The sequence below is a fragment of the Ruegeria sp. HKCCD7255 genome, assembly GCF_013031565.1.
Classification (GTDB): domain Bacteria; phylum Pseudomonadota; class Alphaproteobacteria; order Rhodobacterales; family Rhodobacteraceae; genus Ruegeria.
The window spans coordinates 265,973-281,579 of the sequence record NZ_WQAG01000006.1 but is presented as its reverse complement, the minus strand read 5'-3'; the positions used below and the strand labels follow the sequence as shown (position 1 = coordinate 281,579).

The 15,607-nt window shown below is 57.0% G+C and carries 15 protein-coding genes; 7 read left to right on the top strand and 8 right to left on the bottom strand.

What is annotated here, in order from left to right; translation table 11 throughout:
• Positions 1-101: 101 nt before the first annotated feature.
• The gene (locus GOX45_RS13635) at positions 102-1,412 is read right to left on the bottom strand and encodes a GH1 family beta-glucosidase (protein ID WP_171101692.1); all 1,311 of its coding nucleotides are present in this window, start codon (positions 1,410-1,412) and stop codon (positions 102-104) included.
• Between the two features lie 9 nt (positions 1,413-1,421).
• A complete protein-coding gene (locus GOX45_RS13630; protein WP_171101691.1) occupies positions 1,422-2,447 on the bottom strand; it encodes a LacI family DNA-binding transcriptional regulator in 1,026 nt (341 codons plus the stop codon).
• Between the two features lie 214 nt (positions 2,448-2,661).
• Between GOX45_RS13630 and GOX45_RS13625 the strand changes: the two genes are divergently transcribed.
• Genes GOX45_RS13625 through GOX45_RS13605 form a run of 5 tightly spaced genes read left to right on the top strand, consistent with a single transcriptional unit; the run spans position 2,662 to position 8,888 of the window.
• A complete protein-coding gene (locus tag GOX45_RS13625; RefSeq protein WP_171101690.1) occupies positions 2,662-3,930 on the top strand; it encodes an ABC transporter substrate-binding protein in 1,269 nt (422 codons plus the stop codon).
• Between the two features lie 56 nt (positions 3,931-3,986).
• On the top strand, positions 3,987-4,994 hold the full coding sequence (locus GOX45_RS13620) for a carbohydrate ABC transporter permease (protein WP_171101689.1): 1,008 nt from the start codon (positions 3,987-3,989) through the stop codon (positions 4,992-4,994).
• A gap of 3 nt (positions 4,995-4,997) precedes the next feature.
• Entirely contained in the window at positions 4,998-6,146 is a 1,149-nt protein-coding gene (locus GOX45_RS13615; RefSeq protein ID WP_171101688.1) for a carbohydrate ABC transporter permease, read from the top strand.
• 9 nt (positions 6,147-6,155) lie between these two features.
• The gene (locus GOX45_RS13610; RefSeq protein ID WP_171101687.1) at positions 6,156-7,802 is read left to right on the top strand and encodes an alpha-glucosidase; all 1,647 of its coding nucleotides are present in this window, start codon (positions 6,156-6,158) and stop codon (positions 7,800-7,802) included.
• Between the two features lie 3 nt (positions 7,803-7,805).
• Positions 7,806-8,888: an ABC transporter ATP-binding protein gene (locus tag GOX45_RS13605; RefSeq protein ID WP_171101686.1), complete on the top strand. Its 1,083-nt coding sequence runs from the start codon at positions 7,806-7,808 to the stop codon at positions 8,886-8,888.
• A gap of 12 nt (positions 8,889-8,900) precedes the next feature.
• On the opposite strand, the gene GOX45_RS13600 is transcribed toward GOX45_RS13605, so the two are convergent.
• The 5 genes from GOX45_RS13600 to GOX45_RS13580 are packed head-to-tail and all read right to left on the bottom strand — an operon-like array spanning position 8,901 to position 13,107.
• On the bottom strand, positions 8,901-9,443 hold the full coding sequence (locus GOX45_RS13600) for a DUF3833 domain-containing protein (protein ID WP_171101685.1): 543 nt from the start codon (positions 9,441-9,443) through the stop codon (positions 8,901-8,903).
• Entirely contained in the window at positions 9,440-10,057 is a 618-nt protein-coding gene (locus tag GOX45_RS13595) for a DUF3833 domain-containing protein (protein ID WP_171101684.1), read from the bottom strand. The genes GOX45_RS13600 and GOX45_RS13595 overlap by 4 nt, the downstream gene beginning before the upstream one ends.
• Positions 10,054-11,277 carry an MFS transporter gene (locus tag GOX45_RS13590; RefSeq protein ID WP_171101683.1) on the bottom strand — a complete coding sequence of 408 codons (1,224 nt, stop codon included), beginning with the start codon at positions 11,275-11,277 and terminating at the stop codon, positions 10,054-10,056. The genes GOX45_RS13595 and GOX45_RS13590 overlap by 4 nt, the downstream gene beginning before the upstream one ends.
• Positions 11,277-11,822 (bottom strand): hypothetical protein, encoded by a 546-nt coding sequence (locus GOX45_RS13585; protein ID WP_254446020.1) that lies wholly within the window; start codon positions 11,820-11,822, stop codon positions 11,277-11,279. The genes GOX45_RS13590 and GOX45_RS13585 overlap by 1 nt, the downstream gene beginning before the upstream one ends.
• On the bottom strand, positions 11,785-13,107 hold the full coding sequence (locus GOX45_RS13580; protein ID WP_171101682.1) for an NAD(P)/FAD-dependent oxidoreductase: 1,323 nt from the start codon (positions 13,105-13,107) through the stop codon (positions 11,785-11,787). Before GOX45_RS13580 ends, GOX45_RS13585 begins: the two co-directional genes overlap by 38 nt.
• Before the next feature lie 179 nt (positions 13,108-13,286).
• On the opposite strand from GOX45_RS13580, the gene GOX45_RS13575 reads away from it, so the two are divergent.
• Positions 13,287-14,012, top strand: coding sequence for an SDR family oxidoreductase (locus GOX45_RS13575; protein ID WP_171101681.1), 726 nt, complete (start codon positions 13,287-13,289; stop codon positions 14,010-14,012).
• Positions 14,013-14,046: 34 nt separating this feature from the next.
• Here GOX45_RS13575 and GOX45_RS13570 read toward each other — a convergent pair whose 3' ends face one another.
• A complete protein-coding gene (locus GOX45_RS13570) occupies positions 14,047-14,337 on the bottom strand; it encodes an I78 family peptidase inhibitor (protein ID WP_171101680.1) in 291 nt (96 codons plus the stop codon).
• A gap of 130 nt (positions 14,338-14,467) precedes the next feature.
• Here GOX45_RS13570 and GOX45_RS13565 point away from each other — a divergent pair, with 130 nt between their 5' ends.
• On the top strand, positions 14,468-15,580 hold the full coding sequence (locus GOX45_RS13565) for an S-(hydroxymethyl)glutathione dehydrogenase/class III alcohol dehydrogenase (RefSeq protein WP_171101679.1): 1,113 nt from the start codon (positions 14,468-14,470) through the stop codon (positions 15,578-15,580).
• The last annotated feature ends 27 nt before the right edge of the window (positions 15,581-15,607 follow it).

Below are 15,607 nucleotides of genomic sequence, written 5' to 3'. Positions count from 1 at the left end.
CCGGGAGAGTAGGTCACCGCCAAACCTAGTAAAAGCCCAAACCTCTCTAATACGACGAAACTCCCAAAGCTTAAATTCCCGACCCGTGCGAATTGCTCGCGTTACCTCTGTCTCAATGACTGTTTCAGTGCATTGAAAGACGCTTTGGGTGTACGTTCCATGGTTTCAAAGTCGACATCGACCAATCCAAACCGTTTCTCATACCCAAGGGCCCACTCGTAATTGTCTAGCAAGGACCAAAGGAAATAGCCTTTGACGGGTGCGCCTTGGTTCTGCGCATCGCGAACAGCCGTTAGGTGTTGATCGATATAGTCTATGCGCGCCGCGTCGTTGTGGCGTTCCGCACTGGCCATACCGTTTTCGGTGACGAAGAGCGGAAGATCCCCGGTGTATTCTCGTGCGGTGCGGAGAAGAAACCGGGTCAAAGCGGAAGGCTCGATTTCCCAACCCATCTGAGTTTTCGGCAATGGCCCCTCAACCTCTGAATAGCCTGGCCACGGTCCAGGGGCGGAGGCGATCAGCTTTCGTGTGTAGTAATTGACACCAGCCCAATCCACCAGCTGACCGATTGTGTCGAAATCATCGTGCCAACCGGAGGGCAAATGTGGCTCTAATCCGTCTAAAACCACCTGGGGGTATGCCTTTCTGAAAACGCCCCCTAGAAAAAACCGATTGTAGATCCCGTCATAGATTCCGGCCGCGTAACGCGCCTGATCGCTTTGATCTGCCGGCTCAGACCACTCCAGATTGAACACCGCGCCCAGGTTCCCGACGCCGAGGCCGCGCATCACCTCGATCGCGCAGCCATGCGCCAGAAGAACATGGTGCATCGCGCGTGCAGCTGCGCGGATGTCTCGCATTCCGGGCGCATGGTGCCCTTCAAAATGGCTGAGCCAGCTGACGCACCACGGCTCATTTATCGTTGCAACGCTATACATACGGTCGCCGATGCGAGACATGATGATCTCGGTGAAGTCGGCAAACCAACTTGCGATGTCGAGGTTCCGCCAACCGCCAAGATCGGCCAGCGCCGATGGAAGCTCCCAATGGTAAAGCGTAGCGCAGGGCTTGATATCGCGTTCCAACAACGCGTCCGTCAGCCGATCATAGAAGTCCAGACCATCTTGGTTCACGTGCCCGCGCCCTTCTGGCAGGACACGCGCCCAACTGGTGGAAAACCGATAGCAGTCAAAACCTGCATCGCGGATCAGGTCAAAATCCTGTTCGTATCGATGATAGTGTTCACAGGCTCGATCACCGTTTTCGCAACGCACCACATTACCTGGTGTCGCGGCGAAACTGTCCCAGTGTGTTTGGCCAGCCCCTCCGAACTTATGCCCTTCGATCTGATAGGCCGAGGTCGCGACCCCGAACAGGAAATCCTTGGGGAAATCCGCACGTGTGTTCTTCATTTTGTAAACCTAGTTTGGAGCGGGCCCGGTCGAGCGTCCTACGACCAGCTCAGCCTCGAGTAATTGCGTCATTACCGGTTCGCATGGTGCCTGGATTCGGTTGATCAGCATTTCTGCGGCCAATTCACCGGCCATTCGGACCGAAGACCGTGTGGCGGTGAAGATGGGAACATCCTGACCGTTTTTCAGATAAGACAGGTCATCGTCATGGGCGATCACTGAAACATCTTGCCCCATGCGCAAACCGGCCTCGTCCAATGCGCGGCGCACTCCGACCGCCGAAATCATGGATGAACACAGGATCGCGGTTGGCGGATGATCCAATTGCAGCATTCCACGGGTTTCGTGGTGGCCGTAGACTTCGGTCATTTCGGCGCTGCGCATGAGGCTCGGAATCGGCTCTAACCCTGCCTCTTTAAGCGCCGCAAGATACCCGTCTCGGCGCCGTTTTGCGAAATCCATATCCTCAAGACCGTTGATCAACGAGATCCGCCGATGGCCCAAATCGATCAAAAACTGCGTCGCACGTTGAAAGGACCGTTTGTTGTTCACGTCGATCCAGTCATAGGGCGACGTTACCCCGGTCGAGCGGCCATGCACGATGAACGGCACGCCCATACGAGTCAGAACGTCGATCCGGGGTTCGTTGACTTTGGGGCCTTGCAGAACAACGCCATCAACCGCGCCACGTTGAAACAGGTTGCGATAGGCTTTTTCGATAGACGTATCTTCGGCGTTCGAAAACATCATGTCATAGCCATGATCGGCATATGTCTTGGCCGCTCCGGCGACAAAATCTCCGAAAATGGGGTTTACCATCTCATGCTGGGATGAACTGGGAATCACATGTCCGATCACCATGGATCGACCGGTCGCCAGACCTTTGGCCCAGCTGTTGGGCCGATAGCCATGTTTGGCCGCCGCTGCCTGAACCCGTTCGCGCGTTTCCTCTTTCACCTCGGGATACCCGTTCAGCGCACGGCTGACCGTCGTCTGCGAGAGGCCAAGAGTTTCCGACAGTTGCTTTAGGTTCATCGATTTTCAAAGCGCCTTCAAACATGTGATCGTTCCTGTTTTGTTGGCAAATGTGCGCTCCGTCAACCTGTTTTGGGGAAATACAGCGAAATATTAAGTTTACAGGCCTCTGCAAACAGAATGTTGACAGAGACCGAATGTTAGCAGATAACGTCGAGTATCCAAAGCGCTTTGAAAGCATCGGGCGCGATAGAAAAAGTTGGGAGGACAATCTATGAAACACTCGCTTTACGCAGGTGCGGCAACGCTCGCCCTGATGGCGGGCGCCGCGCAAGCCGAACAAGTTACGGTTTTTGGGCCTTGGCTGGGGCCGGATCAGGAAAACGTTGAAAAGGTCCTGGATGGATTCGCCGCGGCCACCGGGCATGAATATTCCTATGTCGGATCGGACAGTTTCGAGCAGCAGATTCGTATCGACGCCGAAGCTGGGTCAGCCCCCAACATCGCGGTCTTCCCGCAACCGGGCCTGGCGGCTGACATGGCGAAATCGGGTTTTCTGACACCTTTGAGCGAAGGCACCGACGATTGGATCCGCGACAACTATGCGGCCGGTCAGTCCTGGGTTGATCTGGGGACATATGCGGGCCTGGACGGGGAAGAGGACCTTTATGGTTTCTTCTACAAGGTCGATGTAAAGTCGCTGGTCTGGTTTGTACCTGAGAATTTCGAAGACGCCGGCTATGAAGTGCCGACCACCATGGAAGAGCTTAAGGCGCTTACGGATCAGATCGTGGCCGATGGCGAAACGCCCTGGTGTATCGGGCTGGGGTCCGGCGGCGCGACCGGTTGGCCGGCAACGGACTGGGTCGAAGACATGATGCTGCGCACCCTGGCTCCGGAAGACTATGATGCGTGGGTTTCGAACGAACTGAAGTTCAACGATCCTAAGGTTGTGGCCGCGATCGAGGAATTTGGAGCTTTTGCACGTAACGATGATTACGTCGCAGGTGGTGCCGGAGCTGTTGCAACAACAGATTTCCGCGACAGCCCCAAAGGCCTGTTCAGCTCACCGCCGCAGTGCTACATGCACCGTCAGGCTTCGTTCATCCCGGCCTTCTTCCCGGAAGGAACGGTTGTGGGTGAAGATGCCGATTTCTTCTACTTCCCGGCCTATGAAAGCAAGGATCTGGGCAGCCCCGTGCTAGGTGCCGGTACCCTTTGGGCGATCACCAATGACAGCCCCGGTGCGCATGCGTTGATCGAGTATCTGAAGACGCCGGAAGCGCACGAAACCTGGATGGCTCTGACCGGCTTTTTGACCCCGCACAAAGGTGTCGATACCTCGGTCTTTTCTGATCCGACTCTGAAGAAGATGAATGACATTCTTCTGGGCGCAACGACCTTCCGTTTTGACGGATCTGACCTGATGCCAGGTGGCGTTGGTGCCGGAACCTTCTGGACCGGTATGGTTGATTATGCCGGCGGCGCATCTGCGCAAGACGTCGCGGATGAAATCCAGTCCTCATGGGACGCCGCGAAGTAACCTAAGCACTGGGGCGGTCACCAGGCCGCCCCGGATGCCATGCGAATGAGGGCATCATGACACCGGCACTCCAAGGCCTGCTGACCATCGCCATCGGCGTGACGGGTTGTGTTGGCTATTTCTACCTATCAAATCAGTTTCTGGACAAAATCCTGTTCCCGCCGCGGGGCCCAAATGCGGGCCGCAACATCAACCGCGCGAACATGATCCGGCCATGGCTGTTTCTGTTCCCGGCCATGGCTGCGCTGGGGCTGTATCTGGCCTATCCGGTGGTTGAAACCTTGCGCCTGTCGCTCACGGAACGTGTGCCCGGTGGCGGGTACAGATGGGTTGGTCTGGACAACTATACCCAGATGGCGGCCGAGCCGAAGTTCTGGGAAGCCATGCGCAACAACATGTTCTGGCTGATCGTTGTGCCCGCCATGTCGACTGCCTTTGGACTGCTGGTGGCTCAGCTGACGGATCGGATCCGCTGGGGAAATCTGGCCAAGTCATTGATCTTTATGCCCATGGCGATCTCATTTGTAGGCGCCTCGGTCATCTGGAAACTGGTCTACGACGCGCGCCCGGCTGAACAGGATCAGATCGGTATCCTGAACGCGCTTTATATCTTTTTTGGCGGGACCGAACCGCAGACTTGGCTGACCATTCCGTTTTGGAACAGTTTCTTTCTGATGATCGTTCTGGTCTGGATCCAGACCGGCTTCGCCATGGTTATCCTGTCTGCCGCTTTGCGCGGTATTCCGGAAGAAACGGTCGAGGCCGCAATTCTGGATGGGGCCAACCCGTTCCAGATCTTCTTCAAGATCAAGGTGCCTCAGATCAAAACCACCATCCTTGTGGTTTGGACGACGATTACCATCACCGTGCTCAAGGTCTTTGACATCGTCTTTGCCATGACCAACGGGCAGTGGGAGACGCAGGTTCTGGCTAATTACATGTATGACAAATTGTTCCGCGCCAATGATTGGGGTGTGGGGTCGGCCTCGGCCATGGTCATCATGCTGCTGGTCACCCCGATCCTGATCTGGAACGTGCGCAATGCGCGCAAGGAAATGGAGTAACCCATGAGCGATATTGCAGGAACCAAACCGGCGCTCAGATGGGTTGTGCACCTTTCAGTTGTCGCTCTTGTGGCCCTTTGGGTGCTTCCCACACTGGGTCTGCTGGTGTCGTCCTTTCGGACTGCGGATCAGATCGCAACCAGCGGCTGGTGGCGATCGTTGTTTCCATCAGAACAGAACCTGACGCTACGCAGTGCCGCGCTAGAAACGCAAGTGTTGGAAAACGGTGTCTATGTCATCGAAGGCCAACTGTTTGGCGCAGAAGACCAGGCCACCATCTCACGCTGGGGTGTCAGCTCACGCGATGTGGATGCCTTTGTGCCGGGTGATGTGGCCGAGATGCGGCGCGGTGGCACCGTCACCGTGGACGCGCAGGGCAACTACCGGATGGAGAATACGGAAGAATTCACCGGCAATCGCGGTGCGCGTATCTTCGTGACAGCCGAGCTGCCGCCCGAATTCACCACCGATAACTATCAAAAAGTCCTGCTGGACGAGAGCAGCACTGACAGTATGGCCAAGGCGTTCTTTAACACCCTGACCGTGACGATCCCGGCTACGATCATTCCCATTCTGGTCGCAGCTTTTGCGGCCTACGCGCTTGCGTGGATGGAGTTCCCGGGCCGCGCCCTGTTGATCGCAGCGGTTGTCGGGCTCTTGGTGGTGCCTTTGCAGCTGGCGCTGATACCTTTGCTGAAATTCCACCTCAATATCGGGATCGGCAAAGGCTATCTTGGGGTCTGGATGGCCCATACCGGCTTTGGGATGCCATTGGCGATCTATCTGTTGCGCAACTATATGGCCGGGCTGCCCCGCGACCTGATCGAAAACGCCCGGGTCGATGGTGCTACTGAATTCCAGATCTTCACCAAACTGATCCTGCCACTCAGCTTTCCGGCATTGGCCTCGTTTGCGATCTTTCAGTTCTTGTGGACATGGAACGATCTGCTGGTGGCCAAAGTGTTCCTGATCGATGCAACAGGGCAGACCACCGTGATGACCAACCGCATTGTCGAGCTGTTGGGCACGCGGGGCGGAAACTGGGAAATCCTTGCCACGGCGGCCTTTGTCTCGATTGCGGTGCCGCTCGTGGTCTTCTTTGCAATGCAAAAATATCTGGTCCGCGGTCTGTTGGCCGGGTCCGTTAAGTAGAGGCGTGATATGAACGTGCAAAACACTGTTGGGGCTTCGAAGCCAAGTAAATCCGCAGCCGATTGGTGGCGTGGCGGGGTGATCTATCAGATCTATCCGCGCAGCTTTCAGGACAGCACCGGCGACGGGGTGGGCGATCTGAAAGGCATCACCAGCCGTTTGGAGTATATCGCGTCCCTGGGTGTTGATGCGATCTGGATCTCGCCTTTCTTCAAGTCGCCGATGAAGGATTTTGGTTATGACGTCAGCGACTATCGCGACGTTGATCCGATGTTCGGAACGATGGAGGATTTTCAGGCGCTTCTGGATCAGGCCCATGCCCTGAACCTGAAAGTGATGATTGATCTGGTGATGTCGCACACCTCGGATCAGCACCCATGGTTCGTGGAAAGCCGCGCCAGCCGTGAGAATCCCAAATCCGATTGGTATGTCTGGGCCGATCCTAAGCCCGACGGGACGCCGCCCAACAATTGGCTGTCGATCTTTGGTGGATCCGGCTGGCAATGGGATACGCGACGTCAGCAGTATTACCTTCACAACTTCCTGTCGTCGCAACCGGATCTGAACTTCCACTGCCGTGAGGTGCAGGATGCGCTTTTGGACGTGGCGCGGTTCTGGCTGGATCTGGGCGTTGATGGCTTCCGTCTGGATACGATCAACTTCTATTTCCACGACAAAGAGCTGCGGGATAATCCGCCCTTGCCGATGGATCAGCGCAACGCCACGATTGCGCCGCAGGTCAACCCGTATAACCATCAGGATCACCTCTATTCCAAAAGCCAGCCTGAAAACGTCGCCTTCCTGGAACGGTTGCGGGCACTGACCGACGAATACGAAGGCCGCGCCTGTCTGGGTGAGATCGGCGACGCGCAACGTGGCCTTGAGATCATGGGTGAATACACCACCGGCGATAAGCGGATGCACATGTGTTATGCCTTTGAGTTCCTTGAGAAACGCGCATTGACGGCGGCCTATACCCAACAGGTATTCGATCAGCTGGCGCAAAAGGCTGGCGATGCATGGCCCTGCTGGGCGTTCTCAAACCACGACGTGCCACGCCACGCTTCGCGCTGGGGGCTGGACGACGCAGCCATCCGTCAACATGCGGTGTTGATGATGTGCCTGCGCGGCTCGGCTTGCCTGTATCAAGGTGAAGAGCTGGGCCTGCCCGAAGCAGATGTGCCGTTTGAACGGCTTCAGGATCCTTATGGCATCGAGTTCTGGCCCGAGTTCAAGGGGCGCGACGGCTGCCGGACCCCCATGGTCTGGACCGCGCAAGATGAACAATCCGGGTTCAGTACGGGTGAGCCCTGGCTTCCGGTCAGTTCGGATCAGGCAACGCGAGCGGTTGATCGGCTCGAAGCCGATCCCTCCTCGATGTTGCATCACTATCGTCGCGCGATTGCTTTGCGCCATGCGCATCCTGCTTTAGCGACCGGGGATCAAGTGGACATGACGCAGAACGGGCCTGTTCTGAGCTTTGTCCGCGAAAATGGGTCAGAACGGGTGTTCTGCGCCTTCAACCTCGGCGACGCAACGGGTGAGGCCGCGCAGCCTGCCGGAATGTGGCATGTCATCGGGCAGGATCTGGGTGGGTCTGACACCCTGACGCTAGAGGCGGGGCAATTCTGCCTCATGGTTCAAAGCAAGGGGTAGGTCATGTCGGAACTTAAACTCACAGATGTCGCCAAGACCTATGGCGCAGTAGATGTCTTGAAACATATCAATCTTGATATCGAACAAGGCGAATTGATCGTATTCGTCGGTCCCTCTGGCTGCGGAAAATCGACCCTATTGCGGATGATTGCCGGGCTTGAAAAGATCTCGGGCGGTACGCTTGAGATCGAAGGTCAGGTGATGAACGAGGTGCCGCCTGCGCAACGCGGCATTGCGATGGTGTTCCAGTCCTATGCGCTTTACCCGCATATGACGGTGCGCGAGAACATGGCCTTTGCATTGAAGATCGCCAAGATGCCCAGTGCCGAGATTGACACGGCTGTCGAACGCGCCGCCTCGATCCTGCAATTGGAACCCTATCTGGACCGCCTTCCCAAAGCACTGTCCGGCGGGCAGCGTCAGCGTGTCGCCATCGGGCGGGCCATTGTGCGCGACCCGAAGGTTTACCTGTTTGATGAACCGCTCTCGAACCTGGATGCTGCGCTGCGCGTCGCGACACGGATCGAGATTGCGCGCCTGAAAGAGGCGATGCCGGATAGCACGATGATCTATGTCACCCATGACCAGGTCGAGGCCATGACCCTGGCCAGCCGCATTGTGGTGCTGGCGAATAAGGGCATCGCGCAAGTCGGTACGCCGCTGGAACTGTATGAGACGCCAGACAACGAGTTTGTGGCTCAGTTCATCGGGTCTCCATCCATGAACCTGCTGCCTGGCGTCATCACCGAAACCGGTGAGACCACGAAAGTTGCGCTGGACTCAGGTGGGGTTGCGGTGTCCTCGATCCCGACAACCAACGACAAAAAGGGCCTGAAGGTCAATGTGGGTGCCCGGCCCGAAGACATGACCCCCGGCGAAGGACCCGCGTTCTTTGAGGGTGAGGTGGATTTCGTCGAAGCCTTGGGTGAGGTTACGCTGCTTTACTTCACGGACCAGCCGGGGGCCGAAGGTCTGGTGGCCAAACTGCCGGGGATCGCAACAGATCTGCGTGGCAAGTCGGTCAAACTGACCGTTGATCCAGCGAAGGTCCATCTGTTCCACGACGGGTTGTCGCTGCGGAGCTGACGGGCGCGGATATCACTTCTTTTCGAAGAAGAGCACCACTTCGCCCAATCGCACTCCAAAGCGTGAGACATAGGCTCGATTCAGCAGGCGATCATCGCTCAGCAACCACATCCAGTCATCAAAATTCACGCGCATCGTACCGTCTTTGACCGGCAGGTCGATCTTGTATTTCCAATTGAACGTATCGCCCCGTTCAACGCCGGTCGCCTCACCCAGAACGCCCGACGCAGTGCCCGTCCAGGTGTCGTCGCCGGTTTTGGTCAGGGTCCAGATCCGCTGTTCGGTTGCACCGTCGTCATAGACGAAATCTTCAACTAGGGTCAGTGTCTCTCCGTCCCAGGTACCGTCGATCTCGACTGTGAACCGCCGAGGAACGTTGCCCAGAATGTCCTGAAACTGCCCATAAGCTACGGTTTCGCCCTCGAAGAATTCCTCAAGGTTCAGCTTGCGGTCGGACAAGAACGTTTTGGGCACACGGGGTTTTGCGGCACAGGCCGAGAGAACGGCCAGCCCGACAAGGGCAGCCACAGCGATCAGAACGCGACGTGAGATCATTGCAGCGGCCTCGTTTCAGTTGTGGAGTCGTACCCGTTGGCGCCATTCAGATGGGCTTGCTTGATCTCGGGTGCCGGGCGCATGGTTGCCACCAACTCGGCAACTTTCAACCCGAACTTGCGCATCTCGGACCGGTTCATGATCGTGCCGTTTTCGGTCAGATACATCCAATCGGTCACGTCCAAAGTATGCCCTCCGGCGTCTTCGGGCAGGATGATCCGATAGCTGAGCTTGACAGTCGCGCCCGAGATCACGCCACGCCCTTCGCCAACAATATCGTCAGCGGTGGCAATGAATGTATTGCCGGTACCCAGGGTCAGATGCCATTTGCGGGTCATCTGCTTGCCGTTGGAATAGGTGAAATACTCGGTCAGAGTGCCCGCGTTTCCGTCCCACTCGCCGACCATACGTGCAACAAAGCTGTTCGACATCTTGCCGTTGGGGCCATAGATCAGGCCTTCTGACAATATCTCGCCATTCAGGTTTTCCTTGAGCGAGAACTCGGGCCCGGTGCTGGCATAATCTGATGGTTCCTGCGACCGGAAGCTGAGGAAGCGGGCTTTGCCAATGATCACGGCAAGTATTGCGAAGAGAAGGATAGTAAGGAGTTTCATTTGACTGTGACCTCCGTCGGCAGCGTCAGAACCAATCCAAACGCTCCGAGTTTCAGGATGCAGGGAAGAACGGCATAGGCGAGGGTGAGAACCTCAAGCGCCTCAGCCGAATTGCTTTGTCCGGGGACAAATCCGCTGCGTTCCAGCAGCGGCAGAGTGAAAAAGGCAGCCAGGGCCAGACCCAGTTTGCCCGCAAAAGACCAGATGCCAAAGGCGGCTGACGCGTTCAGCCCAGCGCGTGTCAGAACGACCGAGAACATGGCGGGCAGAACCACCATATCGGCCCCAAGCGCGGCCCCAGATGCGATGCAGATCAGGGCAAACCCGCCCAGATTTCCGGTCGACAGCATGGCTGCGCCGATGAAGCCTGCGATAGACAGCGGCATGGCAATGATCAGAGTCTGTTTCGGCCCGATCCTGTTGCTTAGCCGTGCCCAAAGCGGAACACTGACGCCAGCGCTGAGGAAGAACAGGATCAGCAGGGGGCCTGCTTGCCCGGGCAGTTGCAGGCGATCTTCGACAAAGAACAGAAACAGGGTCGAGGTGATGGCGACCGGCAGGCTGTTGACCAGGGCGAGCAACAGCAATCGCAACGCTCCGGCCTGTCCGAGACCGGCAAAGGACAGGCCATCCCCCGTTACCGGAGTACGCCGCCAGATCGGGATCGTCACCGCCAGGGTGACCAAAGCCAGCGTTCCCAAGAAGAGGCCAAAGGCCGGATAGCCTTGTGAAGCCGCTCCAAGCGCCACGAACACAGCTGGTGCGCTGGCGGCCAGGATCACGCCAGTCAATTGACCCCCTTCGCGGAATGCGGCCAGCCGCATCAGCTCATGTGCTGTGGCCTTTTTCGCCAGGGTTGCACTGCGGCCGTATAGCAGGATGGTTCCGAGGCTGTAGGCCGAGAATAAGAGGATCAGCACAGCCACCAGAGCCATCACGCTTGTACCCTCCGGAAGGCTGAACAGCAGTGGAAAGCCAATGGCCAACCCCAGTGCCGCTGTTGCTGCGAACACCATCTGAGCGTTGGGCCAATGATCAATCGCCCAGCCGATCAAGGGATCTTGCACCAGATCCACCAACCTGATGGCCAGCAAGACCGTTCCGATCACCGCCAGACCCAATCCCAGATTGACTGACGCAAATCGCGGCAGGTGGATGTAAAGCGGGATGCCCGCCGCAGCCAGCATAAGCGCATACAGGCTGACACGCGGATACAGCATCACTGGCCCTTCAACTGCTGGGTAAAACTTGCCGATCGCGAATTGTCACCGAGAAAGATCGACATGAATGACCGTTTCGCCCCGGGATAGGTCAGTGAGCAGGTCTTACTGCCATTGCGCCAGAAATCAACCTCGTTCGGGCCTTTGGAGACCGCCAAATAGCTGTCGCCCTTGCTGACTGCTTGAAAGCACGCCTCCAATTGCGCTTGCGTCGGCGCTGAATTGCCCTGGCGAGCGATTTCTTCCAGCGTCGATTCAACCAACGACTTTTGTTTCAGGTTCTTGCGGTAGGTCAGTTGAAGCCCGAAATCCTCGTCCCAACTGAACGCGGCGCCTGCGGGTGTATACAGTTTGGCGTCATAGAGAGGCAGCCCCAGAAAGCGAAACGTCGCGCTTCCCAATTGCTTGGGGTCCTTGAGGTCACCCGGAATCGGTGATGCTGCCAGACCTATTGGTGCCAGCAGCAGGATCGTTAGAGTAAATACGCCCAGCCAAGCGGTTCTATTGCTATGCAGGAATGGCTGGATCTTCTTTGAGAATGCCATTGTCAGCTCCGATGGGTTGCGGGGTGCCATTCAACTGGTCGACGACATGCATCGCGCTGGCGATCCCGTCTTCGTGAAAACCATGCCGGTTGTACGCACCGGCAAACCATGTTCGGTTCTGTCCCTGCATCTCGCGGATCTGACCTTGGGCTTTCAGCGCGCCCTTGTCGAACACCGGATGGGCAAATTCGACCTGATCATAGATTTTGTCCGCGGCAATTTCCGACCCGGCATTCAGCGTCACAAAAAGCGGATCGCTGTCGGGGATATTCTGAAGCCGGTTCATCCAATATGTGACCCCAACATTGCCCTTTTGCGAGCGATAGGTCCAACTGGACCAGCACGCGCGCCGGCGCGGCATTTGCCCGGGGTCGCAATGTAGAATGGCGGTATTGGGCTGATAGCGGATCGCGCCCAGCGCCGCGGCCTCGGCCCGCGTGGCGTTTTCGCCCAGAATGGCCAGAGACTGATCTGAATGGGTGGCCAGAATGATCTCGTCAAACAGATCGGCCTGCCCCTGACTGCGCACGGTGACGCCCAGATCGTGCCGTTCAACGGCCTGCACTGGTGCGCCAAGACGGATATCGGCACCGCGCGTGCGCAATGCGGCTTCGATCCGGCGCACATATTCGACGCTGCCGCCTTTGACCGTGTACCACTGGTGTTGATTGGCGCGTCCACTGGCCAGTAATGCATGGTTGCGGAAGAACTGCACCAGCGAGCGGGCTGGGAATTGGTCCACGAACTCCACTGGTGTCGACCAGATCGCGCCACACATCGGCATCAGATAGTTGTGGCGGAACCAATGGCCCAGCCGCAACTGGTCTACCAATTCTCCGATTGTGGTGTCGTCATCTTGGGCGGCCTCGGGCGCCTCTTTGCCGAAGCGCAGGATATCGGCGATCATCTTGTAATAGGCGGGCCGCGCAAGGTTGCGCTTTTGCGCGGTTAACGTGCGCAGGTTGTTCAACCCGTATTCGATGCGGCCATTGTCGATCGTGGCGCCAAAGCTCATTTCGCTTTTGGTGACGGGCACGTTCAGCTCGTCAAAGAGCTTGGTCAGATACGGGTAGGTCACATAGTTGAACACGATAAAACCGGTATCCACCGGCTGATCGCCGTTCTTGCCCGCCAGTACCGTTCGGGCATGTCCGCCCAGCGTAGGCTCGGCCTCATACAGTGTTACGTCGTTGTTTTCTGACAGATAGTACGCAGCGGAAAGCCCCGAAATGCCTGCTCCAACAATTGCAATCTTTTTCCGGGCACCCCGGGTTTCGTCGAACATTCCAGCCTCGTTAACTGACGTTTTACAATAAGATACGCATCGTAAACGGGTATGGATCAATCAGGTTAGATGTTTTTAACAAATGCACTATGTTAAGACTTCGGGTCAGCGAATACAGGGCTGATCCAAAGCTGCCGCATGGCCGTAAAACCTAACGTATCAACTGGAACGGTTCACGCATGAGCAGCTTTGAGGGCAAAACCTATTGGATCATCGGCGCAAGCGAGGGATTGGGTCGCGCCTTGGCCAAAGAGCTGAGCGATAAAGGTGCGCATCTGATCCTGTCCGCGCGCAACGCCGAGCGCTTGGCCGAAATCTGCGCCAACCTGCCCAATGCGCGCTTTATCCCCATGGATGTGACTGATTTGAACGCTGTACGCAGCGCGGTTGCCCAGGCGGGGGCAATCGATGGCCTTGTATATAACGCCGGAGCCTATGACCCGATGCGTAGCCCTGAGTGGGACACGGAAACCGCGCTCAGGATTAGCGATGTGAACTATATGGGCGCAGTACGCGTTCTTGGAGAAACAGTACCCGGATTTGTAGCGGCAGGCCGAGGAGAGATCACTTTGATCGGGTCGCTTGCAGGGTATCACGGGCTTCCTGCCGCAATCGGCTATGGGGCCAGCAAGGCCGCACTCATTTCGCTGGCCGAAACCATGCGCCATGATCTTGCGGGCAGTGGCGTCACTGTGCGCATCGTCAACCCCGGGTTCATCAAGACCCGATTGACCGACAAGAACGAATTCAAAATGCCAATGCTGATGACGCCCGAAGACGCGGCCTCACGCGTGATCAAAGCCATGGCGCGCAGACGGTTCCGCACCGATTTTCCGGCTCCGTTTTCCTGGGTAATCCGCGTGATCGACTATCTGCCAGACTGGCTGGTTTATCGCGGGAAATAGGCTCTAATAAAGCTCAAAACGCCTTCGTGTCAGCTTATCCGCAGGTGATATTTTCGATGATCCCGTCGTCATCGACAAAAACATTCAACCTATCAATACGGTAATCCTGTGCCATCAGATCGTTCGGCCCCAACACACGCGACCGTTCCGGAAGCGCGGCTTGGATGGTCTGGACCGGTTGGCCGATCGAACCCGCAAAAGGGTCCCCCAGACAAAACGCCAGATCGACCGAGGGGGCGCGGGACGGCAGGCGCGGCGATTGCTGTTCTGACGGTGTTTCGGAACAGGCGGACAGCAAGATCAGAATGGGAAAAAATCTATACATTGGCGCTCCTTATTCTGGCTATGTCGTTTCTTGAATATCAAAGGTTTAGTCCACCAGCCATCAAAGCGCAGTTGAAAATACCCTTCAATTGACGCAGGGTCGAAACAAAGAAGACAGGGAGACAAGCACAATGCGCACGCGTGCAGCCGTCGCCGTTCAGGCGGGTAAACCTTTGGAAGTGATGGATGTAAACCTCGAAGGCCCCAAGGCGGGCGAGGTGTTGGTTGAGATCAAGGCCACCGGGATTTGCCACACTGATGAGTTCACTTTGTCGGGTGCTGATCCCGAAGGTCTGTTTCCCGCCATTCTGGGTCATGAAGGCGCAGGCGTCGTTCTTGAGGTGGGCACAGGTGTGACCAGCCTGAAACCGGGTGATCACGTGATCCCGCTTTACACACCCGAATGTCGCGAATGCGAATATTGTCTGCATCCCAAGACCAACTTGTGCCAAGCGATCCGAGAGACGCAGGGCAAGGGTCTTATGCCGGATGGTACCTCACGGTTTTCGACTCTGGATGGTGACCCGATCCTGCATTACATGGGCTGCTCGACCTTCTCGAACCATACTGTCCTGCCCGAGATTGCCTTGGCCAAGGTGCGCGAGGACGCGCCGTTCGACAAGATCTGCTATATCGGCTGCGGTGTGACTACAGGCATCGGCGCGGTGATCAACACCGCCAAGGTCGAGATTGGCAGCCGCGCCATTGTGTTCGGCCTGGGCGGCATCGGTCTGAATGTGATCCAGGGCCTGCGTCTGGCGGGTGCGGATCAGATCGTGGGTGTCGATCTGAACCCTGCCAAGGTCGAGATGGCCACTAAATTCGGCATGACCGATTTCGTGAACCCGACCGAGGTCGAAGGAGATCTGGTGCCTTATCTTGTCAATCTGACCAAGGGCGGTGCCGACTACACCTTTGACGCGACGGGCAATGTGGGCGTGATGCGCGATGCGCTGGAATCGGCCCATAAGGGATGGGGCGAATCCATCATCATTGGTGTGGCACCTGCGGGGGCCGAAATCTCGACCCGACCGTTCCAGCTGGTCACCGGCCGATCATGGCGCGGAACAGCATTTGGTGGCGCGCGGGGCCGGACTGATGTGCCCAAGATCGTCGATTGGTACATGGACGGTAAGATCGAGATCGACCCGATGATCACTCACACGATGGGGCTTAGCGACATCAACCACGGCTTTGACCTGATGCACAAAGGGGAAAGCATCCGGTCCGTGGTGGTGTACTAGAGTTTGAGGCAAAGCAGGCCGGGGGAA